At 41.6% G+C, this 16,103-nt stretch carries 10 protein-coding genes, 16 tRNA genes and 1 rRNA gene; 1 reads left to right on the forward strand and 26 read right to left on the reverse strand.

Going from position 1 to position 16,103, the window contains the following annotated elements:
• Nucleotides 1-134: 134 nt before the first annotated feature.
• The 7 genes from CUU66_RS15020 to queG form a co-directional block, all read right to left on the reverse strand.
• Entirely contained in the window at nucleotides 135-1,292 is a 1,158-nt protein-coding gene (locus CUU66_RS15020; RefSeq protein WP_101643588.1) for a polysaccharide deacetylase family protein, read from the reverse strand.
• Between the two features lie 157 nt (nucleotides 1,293-1,449).
• On the reverse strand, nucleotides 1,450-1,635 hold the full coding sequence (locus CUU66_RS15025; protein ID WP_101643589.1) for a hypothetical protein: 186 nt from the start codon (nucleotides 1,633-1,635) through the stop codon (nucleotides 1,450-1,452).
• Between the two features lie 430 nt (nucleotides 1,636-2,065).
• Entirely contained in the window at nucleotides 2,066-3,961 is a 1,896-nt protein-coding gene (locus tag CUU66_RS15030) for a PrkA family serine protein kinase (RefSeq protein WP_101643591.1), read from the reverse strand.
• A gap of 386 nt (nucleotides 3,962-4,347) precedes the next feature.
• On the reverse strand, nucleotides 4,348-5,097 hold the full coding sequence (nfsA, locus tag CUU66_RS15035) for an oxygen-insensitive NADPH nitroreductase (protein WP_101643593.1): 750 nt from the start codon (nucleotides 5,095-5,097) through the stop codon (nucleotides 4,348-4,350).
• A gap of 120 nt (nucleotides 5,098-5,217) precedes the next feature.
• Nucleotides 5,218-5,691 (reverse strand): tRNA (uridine(34)/cytosine(34)/5-carboxymethylaminomethyluridine(34)-2'-O)-methyltransferase TrmL, encoded by a 474-nt coding sequence (gene trmL, locus CUU66_RS15040; RefSeq protein WP_101643595.1) that lies wholly within the window; start codon nucleotides 5,689-5,691, stop codon nucleotides 5,218-5,220.
• A gap of 129 nt (nucleotides 5,692-5,820) precedes the next feature.
• Entirely contained in the window at nucleotides 5,821-6,675 is an 855-nt protein-coding gene (locus tag CUU66_RS15045; protein WP_101643597.1) for an amidase domain-containing protein, read from the reverse strand.
• Between the two features lie 117 nt (nucleotides 6,676-6,792).
• Nucleotides 6,793-7,932 (reverse strand): tRNA epoxyqueuosine(34) reductase QueG, encoded by a 1,140-nt coding sequence (queG, locus tag CUU66_RS15050; RefSeq protein ID WP_101643599.1) that lies wholly within the window; start codon nucleotides 7,930-7,932, stop codon nucleotides 6,793-6,795.
• Between the two features lie 107 nt (nucleotides 7,933-8,039).
• On the opposite strand from queG, the gene CUU66_RS15055 reads away from it, so the two are divergent.
• Nucleotides 8,040-8,705 carry a B3/B4 domain-containing protein gene (locus CUU66_RS15055; protein ID WP_101643600.1) on the forward strand — a complete coding sequence of 222 codons (666 nt, stop codon included), beginning with the start codon at nucleotides 8,040-8,042 and terminating at the stop codon, nucleotides 8,703-8,705.
• A gap of 65 nt (nucleotides 8,706-8,770) precedes the next feature.
• Here CUU66_RS15055 and CUU66_RS15060 read toward each other — a convergent pair.
• The 19 genes from CUU66_RS15060 to rrf all read right to left on the reverse strand — a co-directional run bounded on the left by CUU66_RS15060 (nucleotide 8,771) and on the right by rrf (nucleotide 15,913).
• A tRNA-Gly gene (locus CUU66_RS15060) sits at nucleotides 8,771-8,844 on the reverse strand.
• A 172-nt stretch (nucleotides 8,845-9,016) separates the two neighbouring features.
• A complete protein-coding gene (locus CUU66_RS15065; protein ID WP_101643603.1) occupies nucleotides 9,017-12,043 on the reverse strand; it encodes an efflux RND transporter permease subunit in 3,027 nt (1,008 codons plus the stop codon).
• Between the two features lie 261 nt (nucleotides 12,044-12,304).
• On the reverse strand, nucleotides 12,305-14,125 hold the full coding sequence (locus CUU66_RS15070; protein ID WP_101643605.1) for a pyruvate kinase: 1,821 nt from the start codon (nucleotides 14,123-14,125) through the stop codon (nucleotides 12,305-12,307).
• A gap of 156 nt (nucleotides 14,126-14,281) precedes the next feature.
• Nucleotides 14,282-14,362, reverse strand: a tRNA-Leu gene (locus CUU66_RS15075).
• A 6-nt stretch (nucleotides 14,363-14,368) separates the two neighbouring features.
• Nucleotides 14,369-14,442 (reverse strand) — tRNA-Cys (locus CUU66_RS15080).
• Nucleotides 14,443-14,453: 11 nt separating this feature from the next.
• Nucleotides 14,454-14,525 (reverse strand) — tRNA-Gly (locus CUU66_RS15085).
• Between the two features lie 5 nt (nucleotides 14,526-14,530).
• Nucleotides 14,531-14,605, reverse strand: a tRNA-Gln gene (locus tag CUU66_RS15090).
• Nucleotides 14,606-14,635: 30 nt separating this feature from the next.
• A tRNA-His gene (locus CUU66_RS15095) sits at nucleotides 14,636-14,711 on the reverse strand.
• 16 nt (nucleotides 14,712-14,727) lie between these two features.
• Nucleotides 14,728-14,801: transfer RNA gene (locus CUU66_RS15100), tRNA-Trp, on the reverse strand.
• 14 nt (nucleotides 14,802-14,815) lie between these two features.
• A tRNA-Tyr gene (locus tag CUU66_RS15105) sits at nucleotides 14,816-14,900 on the reverse strand.
• Nucleotides 14,901-14,911: 11 nt separating this feature from the next.
• Nucleotides 14,912-14,984: transfer RNA gene (locus CUU66_RS15110), tRNA-Thr, on the reverse strand.
• Nucleotides 14,985-14,989: 5 nt separating this feature from the next.
• Nucleotides 14,990-15,065 (reverse strand) — tRNA-Phe (locus CUU66_RS15115).
• A 200-nt stretch (nucleotides 15,066-15,265) separates the two neighbouring features.
• Nucleotides 15,266-15,341, reverse strand: a tRNA-Asp gene (locus tag CUU66_RS15120).
• A gap of 5 nt (nucleotides 15,342-15,346) precedes the next feature.
• Nucleotides 15,347-15,420 (reverse strand) — tRNA-Met (locus tag CUU66_RS15125).
• A 24-nt stretch (nucleotides 15,421-15,444) separates the two neighbouring features.
• Nucleotides 15,445-15,520 (reverse strand) — tRNA-Val (locus CUU66_RS15130).
• Nucleotides 15,521-15,527: 7 nt separating this feature from the next.
• Nucleotides 15,528-15,602, reverse strand: a tRNA-Glu gene (locus CUU66_RS15135).
• Nucleotides 15,603-15,617: 15 nt separating this feature from the next.
• A tRNA-Ser gene (locus CUU66_RS15140) sits at nucleotides 15,618-15,709 on the reverse strand.
• 3 nt (nucleotides 15,710-15,712) lie between these two features.
• Nucleotides 15,713-15,787: transfer RNA gene (locus tag CUU66_RS15145), tRNA-Asn, on the reverse strand.
• 9 nt (nucleotides 15,788-15,796) lie between these two features.
• Nucleotides 15,797-15,913, reverse strand: a 5S ribosomal RNA gene (gene rrf / locus CUU66_RS15150).
• Nucleotides 15,914-16,103: the final 190 nt, after the last annotated feature.

The raw sequence follows: 16,103 nt of genomic DNA on the forward strand, positions 1-16,103 counted from the left end.
TCTTGATCACTAAAGGGACTTGATTACTCTATCATATGCAGTAAAGGTTAAAAATTTACAAATAATTTCGACAATTGCTCAAAAGCCCATAATCTCTTAAACTCTACATAACAGCTTTTCATCAGCTATGGTACTTATAGTCTTTTGTCTCCCCAGAAGTTTAAAACAAAGTGCGCTTTCTGATTATACGCTACACATTCATAACCCTGCTTTTGCAGGGAATCGATGAGCTTTGGCAGGGATTCCGCTGTCCCCTTGTTTACATGCATCAAAACCACTGCTGGTGTTTGTTTTCCTTTCATTTTCTTAACGCCGGCAAGACAATTTTCAAGAATGCGGTTTGAATCCGTCTTTTGGTATCTCCAATCCTCCGTATCTACGTTCCAATCCCACATTTTAAAGCCCCTCACTGACAAACTGTTTCGATAAGGAACAGTCATGTAGGGTTTACTGCCGTATGGCACCCTGGTTAACCGGGAGCTGACTCCGGTAATTTGCAATAACGTTTTTCTTGCGGCCTCCATTTCCAAGCCTATGGCTGCTGTATTCTTTCCATACAATTTTCGTTTATCATGGCTGACACTGTGAAGCGCGGGATAATGCCCTTCCTTTATAGATCTTTTCACGAGAGATGAGTATTTTTTCATTTGAGGTTCAATCATAAAGAATGTAGCCTTGGCCTTTTTTGACTTTAATGTGTTTAATATTGAATCCATAAAGGGGCCTGGTCCATCATCGAAGGTTAAATATATAGGAATCCGCTTTTTTTGAGCGGGAGGATTGTAAACAGTGAACATTTGTTGTTTATGCTTCTGCAGGAACTGAGCATCGGTCAGTTTTGCTGTTGTTTGGCTGAACCTTATAACAGGTCCTTGTTTCAGATATTGTACATTATATCCAAAGTACGAGCAGATTGCTTCGGCTGATACATATTGGGTTTGCTGCCGCTGCAGAATTTCAATGGACTTCTGAAATCCTCTTTTATCAGTTACCAATCTATTGGTGAAAAGTATGTGCAGCAGTTTGTTTCGATCATTCTTTTTATAAAGAGTTACTTCATTTTGGTTTATCCATTGTATCTCTATATCTAATTCAGTAAATCGATCTAACGATACATATACCCTGTTTCCTTCTGAGATCACGGCCGTCCCTGGCGGAGTAAGCAGCCTATCGTTGACACCAAACAGCATCTTCTCTTTGAACTGACTGCTTTCAGCTGCCTGAGCAGTAAGCTGAGGAAAATAAAATAAGAATACACTCATCAAAAATAGGAATAGCCCCCACTTTTTCACATGCTCTCTCTCCCCTTCTTTCTTTGTATATAGCTATTAGGAGAGAACGCTAAATATGTTTAATTGTAGTAGAGTAAATAAATTAAAATAGTAGGTATTATGCATATAGAATAAAAAAATACAGCAGCCTCTTTTACAGGCTGCTTATTGTGGAGTATCAAAATCCTTCCCTGTTTCTTAATTCTTCCTCATGCTGCACTGGATCTGGATGTTTACCATAGGTGCCCAGTTCTTCGTTACTTCTCATATTCTCCATCTGCTTGCCAAGGAACTTCATTTCCTTCAGATTCCGGGCCATAGAGCTATTTTCCGGTACTTGTTCAGGCTTTACATATTCTTTCAATGCATTCACCCCTTTTACTGAATTAATACCCGGTATTGTTTTTTAAAAAACTCGTCTTTCATCAAGTTTTTTTGGGTGAAAGCGGCAACCGTACTTATGAAAGATAATAATTGTGTTTTCCTTTGTCCCTTTTCTACAAGATTGTTGTTTATTGATAAGTTTCTGTGTATCTACCCTATTGTAAAAAGGTTGATTGGAACGTAAGGTGCGAGACTCCTGCGGGAGCAGCGGGACAGATGAGAACCCACAGGCGAAGCCGAGGAGGCTTAGCGCCCGCCCCTAAGGTCCGCGAGCATCCTCACGTTCCAATCAACCCCCTTGTTCAATAACTACAATGTTTGCGAAAAACCCTTTCCATTTACCAGACAAGCATTTTCAACAGAACCTTTGAATGATAGAAAACACCTGCTATACAAGCAGGTGTTATATTCTATCTATTCAGCAGGCTGCCCACATAACGGAGAAGCTCATTTGCAGAGGTAGTGTTATACCCGTGCTCATCAACCAGCCGTGCCACTACTTCGTTTATTTTCTTAAGCTGCGTTTCATCAGGTGTTTTCGAAGATGTTGTAATCTTGACTACATCCTTCAGATCAGCAAATAGTTTTTTCTGAATCGCTTCCCTGAGCCGGTCATGAGAGTTGTAATCAAATCGCTTGCCTTTTCTGGCATAAGCAGAGATTCGGATTAAGATTTCTTCCCGAAAAGATTTCTTTGCATTTTCAGAAATTCCTATCTGTTCTTCAATAGAACGCATTAATTTTTCATCCGGACTGATTTCCTCGCCTGTAAGCTGGTCTCTCAGCTTGTTTTTATTGCAATAGGCCTCCACATTATCAAGGTAATTATCCATAAGAGTTTTCGCGCTTTCCTCGTAAGAGTACACAAATGCTTTTTGGACTTCCTTTTTAGCGATCGTATCATATTCCTTACGGGCAACCGAAATAAAGTTCATATACTTTTCTCGGAGCTCTGCTGTAATAGATGGATGCTGATCGAGGCCTTCTTTCAAAGAACGCAGCACATCAAGAGCATTAATCGATGGGACTTCTTTTCTGATAATCGTCGACGAAATCCGGTTGATCACATAACGTGGATCAATTCCGCTCATTCCTTCGTCCTGGTATTCTTTCTTCAATTCTTCCAGGTCAGCTGTATTATACCCTTCGACATTCTCACCATCGTATAATCTCATCTTTTTAACCAGATCAATATCACCCTTCTTAGGGTCCTTTAAGCGTGACAAAATGGAGAACATGGCGGCAACTTTCAATGTATGTGGTGCAACATGCACATTATTAACATCACTTTCATTGATCATTTTTTCATAGATCTTCTCTTCTTCGGTCACTTTTAAATTGTATGGCACTGGCATTACGATGATCCGTGAATGCAGGGCCTCATTCTTTTTGTTAGAAATAAAAGCTCGATATTCGGTTTCATTAGTGTGGGCAACGATGAGTTCATCTGCACTGATCAGGGCAAACCTTCCTGCTTTGAAGTTGCCTTCCTGTGTTAATGAAAGCAGGTGCCATAAAAACTTTTCATCACACTTAAGCATTTCCTGGAACTCCATGATTCCCCGGTTTGCTTTGTTAAGTTCTCCATCAAAACGGTATGCGCGGGGATCAGATTCAGATCCGAACTCAGCTATGGTTGAGAAATCAATGCTTCCAGTTAAATCGGCAATATCCTGGGATTTAGGGTCTGATGGACTGAATGTACCAATGCCGACCCTTTTATCTTCTGATAAAAAGATCCGCTCTACCTGCACATCTTCAATCCGGCCATTATATTCTTTTTCAAGTCTCATAAGGTTAAGAGGGGATAAATTGCCTTCTATGCGTATACCATATTCTTTATAAAAATCATCTCGTAAATACTGGGGAATAAGATGCAGCGGATCTTCATGCATCGGGCAGCCTTTAATGGCAAAAATGGAACCGTTTGGAGTATGGGAGTAATTTTCAAGACCCCGCTTCAGCATGGCAACCAGTGTAGACTTACCTCCGCTGACCGGTCCCATTAACAGTAAAATCCGCTTCCTTACATCCAGCCTTTTAGCTGCAGGATGGAAATACTCTTCGACCAGGCGCTCCAAGGAATCTTCTAGCCCAAATAGCTGTCCGCTGAAAAAGTTATATTTTCTCTGGCCATTTACTTCTTCAATCCCAGCGTCTTTTATCATGTTATAAACACGCGAATGTGCGGACTGAGCAACCTCGGGCCTTTCTTTAAGGAGTTCCAGGTAATCAGCAAAAGTGCCTTCCCATTTTAATTTCTGTTCATCTTCTCGGTATCTTTCAATTTTTTTTAATATATCCATTATGGATCCTCCTCTGTTCTTTTTCAGAGACGATTAATACAATGTATGCACCCATGCCCAATAAAATGAGCCCAATTCTTCGAACAAATACAGCCCACTACCTGAATCTTCCTGTTAAATTTGAAAATAGATTTTCATTCACAGTCAAAAAAAGATAAGATATAATAGCAGTATCAGTACATACCCATAAGTGGGTTTTTTTCTCATTTTATTGAATCGGCAGCCTAATGGCATGAGCAGACAAAGGAGGATCTTCACAGGATGAATTTGATTTTAATTTTAGGTGTTACGGTAACCTTTCTTGTTGCGATTTTTACAGCTGGCTACGATGATAAACCAGGAGTAAAATAATGCTTCAACAAAAAAAGCTGCGTACGCAGCTTTTTTTATTTCTTATTCAGGCCCTTACCCTGCACAAATGTCTTCATATACATTCTCCGTCCAGCAGAAAGCATATGAGCCATCTGGCTTGTCCAGGTATCCGAACGTTTCCCGCCTGTACGTTCCTTATAATATTCGGATGTTGTCCGGTTATAGTCTTTCAGCTGTTCCAGGTATCTGTCTTTACTTTGTTGATATTCATCTTCCATATACACATGCTCAAAAGGCAATCGCGGCTTCTTGTCATTTACCTGATCAGGATATCCAAAAACCATTCCGAATAAAGGAATCACTCTGTCTGGAGTATTCAGTACTTTGCAGACCTCAGGCAGATTATTGCGTATCCCCCCTATGTAACAGATTCCAAGTCCCATGGATTCGGCTGCAATTGCTGCATTTTGTGCGGCCAGAGCAGCATCTATGCAGGCAACCATAAACTTCTCCGTACTATCGAGCGACGCTTCAAGGTCCTGGCCCTCAAGTTCACCTATAAGTGTGTGCCTATAGAGATCGGCACAGAAAACCATTAGATGGCCATTTTCTTCTACATACGTTTGAGAACCGGCCAGTTCAGCCAATGCTTTCTTTTTGCCGGGATCGGTGATTCCTATAATTGAATATGCCTGGATAAAACTTGATGTAGAAGCTGCCTGGGCACTTTCAACAATTGTTTTTATCTGATCCTCGGAGAGCGGTCTAGGAAGAAATGACCGCTGTGAACGATGATTCAGAATCGTCTCAATCACACTGTTCATCTACTCACTCCTATACTCTGGTGTTCCTCTATATTGTACACTTATTCTTCCCGGTTAAAAAAGAAAGAACCTTCCTAAGAGACGGTGAAGTAAATTCCCTTCAGCCTCTTATAAGGAAGGTTAAGTTAAATGAGCGTATTCCTGCTGTCTTAAAGCTTCATAAACCAGGATAGCAGCGGTATTCGATAAATTCAGAGAGCGGACTTTATCCGTCATTGGAATCCTGAGGCAGCGTTCCATATTTTCTTGAATCAGATCTTTCGGCAGCCCTGTAGTCTCTCGGCCGAAAATGAAATAGTAATCCTTGTCTGTTTCGCTGTAATCAAACGACGAAAATGTCTTCTCACCGAATTTAGTAATAAAGAAAAACTCGCCATTTACATTTTTCTCAAAGAATTCTTCCAAGGAATCATAATATGTGATGGATACATGCTCCCAATAATCCAGACCAGCCCGCTTCAGCATTTTATCGTCTGTTGAAAACCCGAGGGGACGAATTAGATGCAGTGCGGTATCTGTAGCAGCACAGGTCCTTGCGATATTACCTGTATTAGAAGGAATCTGCGGCTGGTATAAAACAATATGTATGGCCATTTATGTCACCTCTTCTAATCTTTCTACAGCTATTATAAACCTATTTTTAAAAAAGAAAAGCGCAGGGGCTTGTTTAGTCACTTATATTAGTTGCTGGGTAATGGAGCGGGACTACATGTTTATATCCAGTCAATTCAATATTCTAAAAAAGGTATATTTAATTTTTGGCGTATAGGCTGTTGAATCTTCATATTTCCAATACCTCAGCCTGCTGTTTGTAGTGTGGGCATTGACCAAAGGCATGCCGTACGCATCTCTGCCAGTTACGATTGTATTATGATTATATCTGCCATCTCCTTCAAAATCATAGCAGATGATATCTCCAAAAGTGAGCTCATCGGGCCTTGCTACTTGTTGTGTCCTCAGACCTTTTGAACTTTGAAGATACAGCTTTAAAGCATGTGCTACAGACCAGCTCCAGCTCCAGCTCTTCCCTGAATACCACCAGCCTCTGGACCGGTTAGGGCTTCCCGACATCGGGGCTCCGCCGGCTCTGAGACACTGTGATATAAAGCTTGTGCAGTCATCCTCAAATCTTCTATAAGCCGGATTAAATTCATTCCACCACCTTTCTGCATATTGTACGGCTTTTAGCCGATTGTATGTGTAAGGAATTCTTTCCTCAAAATCCTCTGATCCTTCTTCAAACGTCTCCGCTCCATATCTGTAAGGCACCTCCATATCCTGAAGGATTCTTCCATTGTCTGCTACCGCCTGCCTGTGTTCAATTTCTTCCTCCATATAGATTAGGTCTTTTTGTTTGATTAAGTATTTAAAATGGATATCATACATGATTGAAGAATAGCCTTTATCTTCATTCGAGGATTTCACACTCGCCCGGGCTTTTACATTCACTATTTCTGCCGATCTTTCCTTCAGCGACGTTAATTTGTTTTCGATTTTTCTATCCTCGGCACGCAGGGCGGATTCAGACACATATTTCTGCACCCGATCTTCCAAAAGCAGCTTCAGCTTTTCTCTCATAAAAGGCCTCCTTTTTGCAGGTATGATTATCTTTATGTAGGAGGCAGGAGATAAATTATGCATGAGACAAAAAAGGCTGCCCGGATCCAATTCCCGGCAGCCTGTTAAATATAAGTCTTATTGATCGGCAGATAATAATTGCATTCCTTTTTCAATTTCTTCCAGAACTTCGGCATCTTGGTCCGTATTCTTCGCCTTATCCAGCGCCTGCCTGCTCCCAGGGCCTCCGATTTTTCCCAATGCCCAGGCGGCCGTACCTCTTATTACAGGACGTGGATCTTTTTCCAATACCTCGATTAGCTCAGGTATGGCAGACTCTTCCTTATAATGAGCAAGTGCAATAATAGCATTTCTCTGGAGCGGTTTTTTACCACGCCATGCCCCCGAAATTTTTCCGAATTTTTCCTTAAATTCTTTATTGCTCATCCGAAGCATCGGAGTCAGCAATGGCTTAGCTATCTCAGGGTCTGCCTCCATTTCAGGGTGGAAATGAAAGTTCTTCCCTTTATTTTCAGGACATACGGTCTGGCAGGTATCACATCCATAAATTCGGTTGCCTAATTTATTTCTGAATTCATCGGGCAGAAATCCTTTTGTTTGGGTTAGAAATGCAATGCATCTCTGGGCGTTCAACTGGCCGCCCTGGACCAATGCGCCCGTCGGACACACATCTATGCATTTGTTACAGCTGCCGCATCTATCCTCCATTGGAGCGTCTGATTCAAGGGGGAGATTAGTAATCATCTCGCCAAGATAGACATAGGACCCAAACTCGGGAGTTATGATCGAACAGTTTTTACCGCTCCAGCCTATTCCTGCTCTTTGTGCAACAGCTCGGTCCACAAGTTCGCCCGTATCTACCATGGACCGGCACCGGGCGTTCGGGACCCTTCTATATATATACTCCTCTAGTTTCTGCAGGCGGTCCCTTAACACTGTGTGATAATCCTCGCCCCATGAGGCTCTGCAGAATATCCCCCGGCGTTCACCCCTTTTACTCAATGGGGCATTTTTAAGTTTTGAAGGATAAGCTAGAGCTATCGATATGATGGAACGTGGTTTTTCCAGGATCAGGCCTGGATCTGTCCGCTTATTAATATCCGGTTCTTCGAAGCCTGATTGAAAGCCCAATTCCTGCTGTCTTATCAGTTTATTCTTCATTTCATCGAACGTACTGGATGTGGTAAACCCGATCTTGTCGATTCCAATGGTTTTGCTATATGCGATAATATCTGATTTCAATTGATTGTAATCCATAATTAGGCCTCCCTTCATTTAAATTTTATATATTTTATTGCCATCTATTTTTTAATAAGAATGTTCGTTATGATACACTATTTTAAATAGCATGTGGAGGTTAAGCAATGGAAATCACAATAGACTCTGTTTTAACGGAGAAAGCCCAAGGATTTAAAGTAGGATGCATTGACTATAAGGACATTACCGTCAGCGGTTCCCCGCAAATGATTAAAGGAAGGCTGCAGCTTTTTCAGGAATCCTTATATTTCGATATGCTGGATAAAGAACTGACCGCGTTTGAAGGAATTAAGGAATGGAGGGAGGTTTTTAAAAAGGCTGGTACAGACCCTTCACGATACCGACATTCGGCAGAGGCGCTGTACCGCCGGGTAAAAAAGCAAAATTACTTGGTACCCATCCATTCTGCTATTGATTTGAATAATTTTTTCTCACTGCAATATGCAATTCCATTAGGTATATATGATACCGACCAGCTCACAGGCCGCATCGAAATCTCAATCGGGAGGGAAACTGATACATATAAAGGCCTGAATGGAAGAGAAAATGTCCTCAAAAATATGATTGTGGCCAAAGACCAAAAAGGGCCATTCGGTACACCATTTGTAGATTCAGAAAGGACAAAGGTTACCGAGGAAACTGTAAACGCCCTGCATATCATTTATCTTCGGCCGTCTATGGAGACCGAAGAGGCCTATAAACTGATGGATGCCGTCAGTAACATGTTCACACAGGTTCACGGTGGAGAGGCTGACTCAAAAATCATCAGCTAAAAAAGAAATTAAAAAACGCAATGCTTCGTTTTAAAGAGACGAAACACTGCGTTGTGACCTATGTATGGAGCGGGTGATGAGAATCGAACTCACGACATCAGCTTGGAAGGCTGAGGTTTTACCATTAAACTACACCCGCACGTTTTGTCGAAATTTGTAATATCAACTAACAAAAATTATTATATACCCAGATTACACTTTAATCAAGCCCTTTTTGTGATTTTTTTAAAGTTGCTTTTTACTAGTACCATTACCCTATCATTATAGCCAGATAAGTAGAGCCTGATTCATTTAGAATCAGGCTTTTTTTATCACGCAATCATATTATCAGACTGGAAACCACGCAGACGCTGCTTCTTCGATTTTTTGAAGTGAAGCAATTCGTATATCACTGGAATAACAATTAATGTAAGCAGAGTTGCGACAGTTAATCCGCCAATTACAACAACTGCCAGGCTTTGGGATACTAAACTTCCTGTTTCCGCTTTTTTAAAAAGCATTGGAAGCATCGCACAAATTGTAGCTACCGCTGTCATGAGGATCGGCCGCATACGTATTGTCGCTGCCTCCACTATAGCTTCACGGATGATCATCGTCTTCTCATTTTGTTTTACTCGATCAAGCAGTACAATAGCATTTGTCACGACAATCCCTATTAACATTAATGCCCCGAGAAGGCCGGTTGGATCTACTGGGATCCTGCTGATTAATAGGGCCAGGATTGCACCAATCGCAGCAAGCGGTAATGTGCACAGAATCGCAATCGGCGCTCTGAACGTTTTAAAGGTAATGATCATAATTAGAAAAACCAAGCCTATAGAAACAAGCATAATTGTAAATAAATCTGAAAAATCTTCAGCCTGCTGTGTACTTGCTCCTCCGATAATAACCTCTATACCTTCATCTAAATCCAATCCTTTTGTTTTGCCTTTCCCAAAGACCAACTCATTTATTTTTGCGTTCATATCAGACAATTGTTCCGGTTTTACGTCGACGGTAATCCGAATATAAGTATCCCCGTTTTTCCGATACTGATAAGTCGAAGCTTCTTCTTTAACAAGGGTCGCCAAGGAAGAAGCAGGCACCATACCGGACTTAGTCATCAGAGGTATATTCTCTAAGTCCTGTGGAGTCTTTGGCTCCAAGACTGGTTCTAAGTAAATGCTCGTCTGCTGATTATCAAGCTGCATCGTTCCAAGCGGCATTCTATTCAGCATGCCATATAACGCTTGGGAAATCTCTTCAGGGTTACCCTTTTCAGGATCTACTAACAAAGAATAAACGGTTTTTTTAGCATCCTGATTCGTCCCAACCTTTTCGACACCTTTCATGCTTTTTATTCCGTCTTCTATATCTCCTGTTGCTCTCTCAAGCTTATTTATATCATCACCGATCACATCAATGATAATTTGAGTTTTGGAGCCTCCCATCATGGATGAAGCTCCTGCAGTCAGCTTCCCTGAGCCAAAAGAGTCTTTTTTAGAAGTGATGCTCTTCAAAATTGTATCGGTATATTCCTTATCATCTAATAAAATGTTATATGTTGCACTTGTCGGGGATTTGACTTCACCAAATTTCGCAGCATCTTCGGTGTTCCCCAACTGTATAAACAGATCCTTTACATGCTCTAGATCACCAATATATTTCTCTAGTTCCAGAGTCTTTTCTTTCACCGTTTCGATAGGAGTATCATTAGGAAAGTCTAATGTGGCCATAATAAAATCTGCTGAGGAGTTATTAACCGCTCCCTTAGGCATAGCCGCATAGGTTCCAATAGAACCTCCAAACATGATCAATGAAATGACGAGGATCACCCACTTATGATTAAGCGACCATCTAACCAGGCTGGCAAACTTCACTGATGGTTTATGCTCTGGCAGTTTTGATTTTTTAAGAAGAGAGTAGCTTAAAAGCGGTACTACTGTTAAAGCTACCAGCAAAGATGCCAGTAAGGAATAAGTGATCGTGAGTGCAAATGGAAGGATGATATCCTGCAATCCCCCGCTCACAAGCCCAATTGGCAGGAATACGGCCACTGTTGTCAGCGTGGATGAAGTAATCGCAGTCCCCACTTCTTTTGTTGCGTCAATGACCATACTTGTTGAGAATTTCTGGCTTTGCATTTTCCTGAATATATTCTCAATGACTACAATACTGTCGTCCACTAACCGTCCTACTGCTACTGCTACACCGCCGAGAGTTAAGATATTTAACGTTACGCCGGATCTAGCCAGCAGGAACAGGGTTAAACATAATGAAAGCGGAATGGAAACGATCGTAATAAGGGTTGAACGGATATTCCTCAGGAACAGCATAACAACGATCGTGGCAAATAATGCCCCCAATAAAACTTCCTTCATCATGGTATGTACGGATGTTTCAACCATATCTGCTGTCGCGATCAGGACATTAGCATTCACATTATCATATTTTTTATTAATTTCTTTTGTAGCTTCCTTAATTTCATTACTGATTGTCACTGCATTTGACAGGCTATCCTTCGTTACGATAAAAATCAGCCCATCTTCTCCATTTACGCGGGTTAATGTATCCTGTGGTTTTTTAACCTCTACCTGCGCGACATCGCTTAGAGTAACATTCTCAGCTACCTTCAGGCCTTTTATTTGATCGAGACTGTCTATGCTGCCGACTACTTTAATATTGCTGGATTTGCCGCTGATCTGCTTTTCTCCTACAGCCATAGATAAATTCTGGCCCTTTAGCACCCCCATGACATTCTGAAGGGAAACTTTTTGTTCTGCCATCCGGGAATTATCCGTTTTGATGGACACATAAGCACTTGATGCCCCATAGGTCTGTACATTTGCCACACCTTTAATATCTTTTAAAAATGGAAGAATCTCTTTCTTGGCAAAGTCCGTATTTTCTGGAGTAAGTCCGTCCTTAAAGGTTACTGAGATGTCCGAGATGGGAATCATGGATGTATTAAGCTGGACAACTGTAGGTTTTGACACATTTTGTGGAAGAGCTGTATTATTTAAGGCTTCTTGGACTTCCTGTTTTGCTGCCTTCATGTCAGTTTTTGAATCAAACATGATATCTACCTTTGTAAAGCCATCCCCTGACGTGGAATAGATATCACTCTTTCCTTTAACTCCGGAAACAGCGCTCTCTATAGGCCCGGTCACCTGACTTTCCATTGTTCTAGAATCAGTCCCCTGCCCCATTACAATGACTGTCACCTGAGGCTGATCAGCCGCAGGGAAAAATTCCATAGGCAGTGTTCGATAACTAACGAGCCCTATTATTAAAAGTAAAACAGTTAAAAAAGTTACTGCAGCTTTATTTCCAAAAGCCCACTTGGTAAACCAGGACATCCGTCTTTCCCCTCTCATAGTAAAAATGACCTATAACACAAGTTGAATCGTACCAAATTCTTCTAAAAATTGATATACCCTTTTTGTCATTTTTATGTAAAAACTTTTCGACAATACTAATGTATGGGTACTTATATGGGAGGATATATCGGAATTAAAACACTGAATTTTCAAACTATTTTTATGAAATTATTTTTATATATCTTTAATCAAAAACAGCCCCCCTTCGGAAGCTGTTTTCTCCGTATTAAAACTCGCTTATTAAAATCCATATTGAATAAATTCTCGTTCGGACATCCGAATGTGATATAGATTTTCTTGGGTTACTTCTTTTATTTCCGAAATAAGTTTCACAGCGTCTACAATGTGCGGACCCTTATTTAACATAATACAATCTGCTCTTAGTCCCATGAAAATATCTGTAATCTCTGTTTTAGACGGCATACCCTTCTTTGTCATGTTTTCCAGCACTCCTGTTGCCCAAATAACGGGCAAATGGGCCGCACTGCAAAGGTGCAAAATGGCCTCTTGAATAGCGGCAAGCCGTTTATAGCCCATTTCAACTGTAAGATCACCTCGAGCAATCATGATGCCAAAAGAGTCAAAATTAAGGCCCTCAAGGATGATCTTAGTTAAATGATAAACCGATTCCTGTGTTTCAATTTTAGCAATAACTCCGATCTTTTTTTCAGTAAGGAGAGCTAAATAATTCTTTAATTTTTTCAAATCATTCGGGTGATGGACAAATGACAGTCCTATGATATCAGCTATTTCGCAAATGGACGGCAGTGTTTCTAAATCGTATGCTGTAAGGGCAGGAGTATTTAAATAAACAAGAGAATCAGGCAGATTTATTCCTTTCCCCGATTTCAGTTTTATCTTCTTATTTTGTGTGAAGTTTATTTTCGCCGTTATAAAGTCTTCCTCAACCCCTGTTACCCTGGCTGAAATTTTTCCATCATCAATAAAAACTCTGTCATTTACCTTTACATTAACCAGTGCTTTTGGCAGCGTAACACCTATAGAAGCTGGCATAGATTTGTTTCCAGTTCTGCCTAGATAGTCACTGCTCTTATAGATGCGCAAAAAATCCCCTTCTTCAAGATAAATGGTTACAGCTTTTTCTTGATAATTAGATAGGGACCATTGCTTGTTTTTCCAGAGTAAGAGGGTACCTTCATTTAGTACTGACGATTTGTTAAGTTCTACCTGGATACAAGTAGAACTTATGACCTTAAGTACTTTAAAAAATCGTTTCTTGCCTCTTTTATCAGTGAAATGAATAGTATCTTTTATCTGCACACCTGCTATCTCTTCCTCACTAATAGAAAGAACAAAAGAATCGCTTTCAAGATCAGACGGAAGGGTACCACACGTAATAAAACCTTTACTTTCAGCGTCTCCCTTTCTAATATATATTTCGGAAGGTAGTCTTTCATTTTGAAAGGCAGTAATTCGAATCTTAGGCCCTGCTAGATCCATATAGACTTTACATCTATTGTGTTTCAGTCCCTCTTCTTTGCTTATCTTGTCTTCCGCCATCCTAATTTGCTTGACCATCTGTTCCCATACCAGGAAATGATCATGTGCACAATTAATCCGGGCTATTTTCATTCCCGCTTTCAATAAATCTTCAAAAATGTCTGGTGTGTCTAGCATGATACGGTCCAGAGTTACCATTACTGCAGGAAAATCTTGATTCAAACCGCCAAGCAGATGTTTCCGTCTTTTCTCCTTAAGCACTTCTGCTTCTCCAACATGGATACAAGTCTCGTTAGCAGACTCAGGAATAAAACCAGGAGAAACATTTAATATCATTTTTTCTAATGAAGATAACACATGGGGAGTAATTTCCCTTACTGAGGACAGCCCTTCCCGGGTTAGTGAAGCTTTAAGTTCTAGCGTTAATAGCTTTTGAAGACCCAAATACGCCAATATATTTAGCTTGCTGGCCTTTGCGCGGTCATCCTCATCTTGACTAAATACAGCTGTAACATATTGCTGGATTCCCCAAAATAATTCATACAGGTGTCTTTTTAAGTCATCCCGACTATAAATACCCAATGATTGTTTCTCATCCATGCCAAAGATCACCTCATCTGCTGCCTAGAAATTAGTGTATGTGACAATCTTAAGAAGGTGAACTATTGGAGAAAAAAAATACTGCATGCAGATAGGCTTACAAATGTATATACAAAAAAAACTCCAACTAAAAGTTGAAGTCTTTAAATATTATGATACCGGTGGTCGGGGTCGAACCGACACTCCAGAGGAACACGATTTTGAGTCGTGCGCGTCTGCCAATTCCGCCACACCGGCATATATTGGAGGCGGCAACCGGATTCGAACCGGTGGTAAAGGTTTTGCAGACCTCTGCCTTACCACTTGGCTATGCCGCCAATATTTAAAAAGCGGAAGACGGGATTCGAACCCGCGACCCCAACCTTGGCAAGGTTGTATTCTACCACTGAACTACTTCCGCATGAATGGCTGGGCTAGCTGGATTCGAACCAACGCATGACGGAGTCAAAGTCCGTTGCCTTACCGCTTGGCTATAGCCCAAAAATTTTATATGATATTAGTGAATGAAAATGGGGCGACTGATGGGAATCGAACCCACGAATGTCGGAACCACAATCCGATGCGTTAACCACTTCGCCACAATCGCCATAGTATTATATAATTGGCAGGGGCAGTAGGAATCGAACCCACACCGGAGGTTTTGGAGACCTCTGTTCTACCTTTAAACTATGCCCCTAAATTTTTAAAAAATGGTGGAGGGGGACGGATTCGAACCGCCGAACCCGGAGGGAGCGGATTTACAGTCCGCCGCGTTTAGCCACTTCGCTACCCCTCCATTTTTTAAAATGCCGGCAAGAGGACTTGAACCCCCAACCTACTGATTACAAGTCAGTTGCTCTACCAATTGAGCTACACCGGCATGTATGGTGGCTCAGGACGGAATCGAACCGCCGACACAAGGATTTTCAGTCCTTTGCTCTACCGACTGAGCTACTGAGCCATATTATATATTGTACCTAATTTAAAGAATTCCATTTACCTTCACACAAGTCTCAGAAAGTCTTTCAAGCAGCTGTTCGACTTGTGCGCTGTAGTATTTCAAGGACGCCTATTCGAACGTGCTCTACCGACTGAGCTACTGAGCCATTTCTAAATTATATCATATGAACTGACCTTAACAAAAAGGTAAGTTTTTGTAAATGGCGGTCCCGACGGGAATCGAACCCGCGATCTCCTGCGTGACAGGCAGGCATGTTAACCGCTACACCACGGGACCACTTATTGCGGGGACAGGATTTGAACCTGCGACCTTCGGGTTATGAGCCCGACGAGCTACCAGACTGCTCCACCCCGCGACGATAATAGGTGTTGAATAAAAATGGTGGAGGATGACGGGATCGAACCGCCGACCCTCTGCTTGTAAGGCAGATGCTCTCCCAGCTGAGCTAATCCTCCAATATAATGGTGACCCCTACGGGATTCGAACCCGTGTTACCGCCGTGAAAGGGCGGTGTCTTAACCGCTTGACCAAGGGGCCAATTTGAAGATTTTATGGCGGAGAGCAAGGGATTCGAACCCTTGAGACAGCGGTAACCGTCTACACGATTTCCAATCGTGCTCCTTCGACCTCTCGGACAGCTCTCCATATGGCTCCGCAGGTAGGACTCGAACCTACGACCGTTCGGTTAACAGCCGAATGCTCTACCACTGAGCTACTGCGGAATAATACCAGCCTGGCAGCGTCCTACTCTCACAGGGGGAGAGCCCCCAACTACCATCGGCGCTGAAGAGCTTAACTTCCGTGTTCGGGATGGGAACGGGTGTGGCCTCTTCGCCATAACTACCAGACAAGTTTTTATATTGTCTCAAGCGACATTTATTATTATAACATCTTTCGAGACTTTTGCAATAAGTTTTTTAAACTTTTTCAAGAACATCGTTCTTTCAAAACTAGATAACAGAAGGCTGATTTGTGTCTCGAGTATAAATCATAATAGGTTAAGTCCTCGATCGATTAGTATCTGTCAGCTCCACGTGT

The sequence above is a fragment of the Peribacillus deserti genome, from assembly GCF_002863585.1.
GTDB classification, from domain to species: domain Bacteria; phylum Bacillota; class Bacilli; order Bacillales; family DSM-1321; genus Paraperibacillus; species Paraperibacillus deserti_A.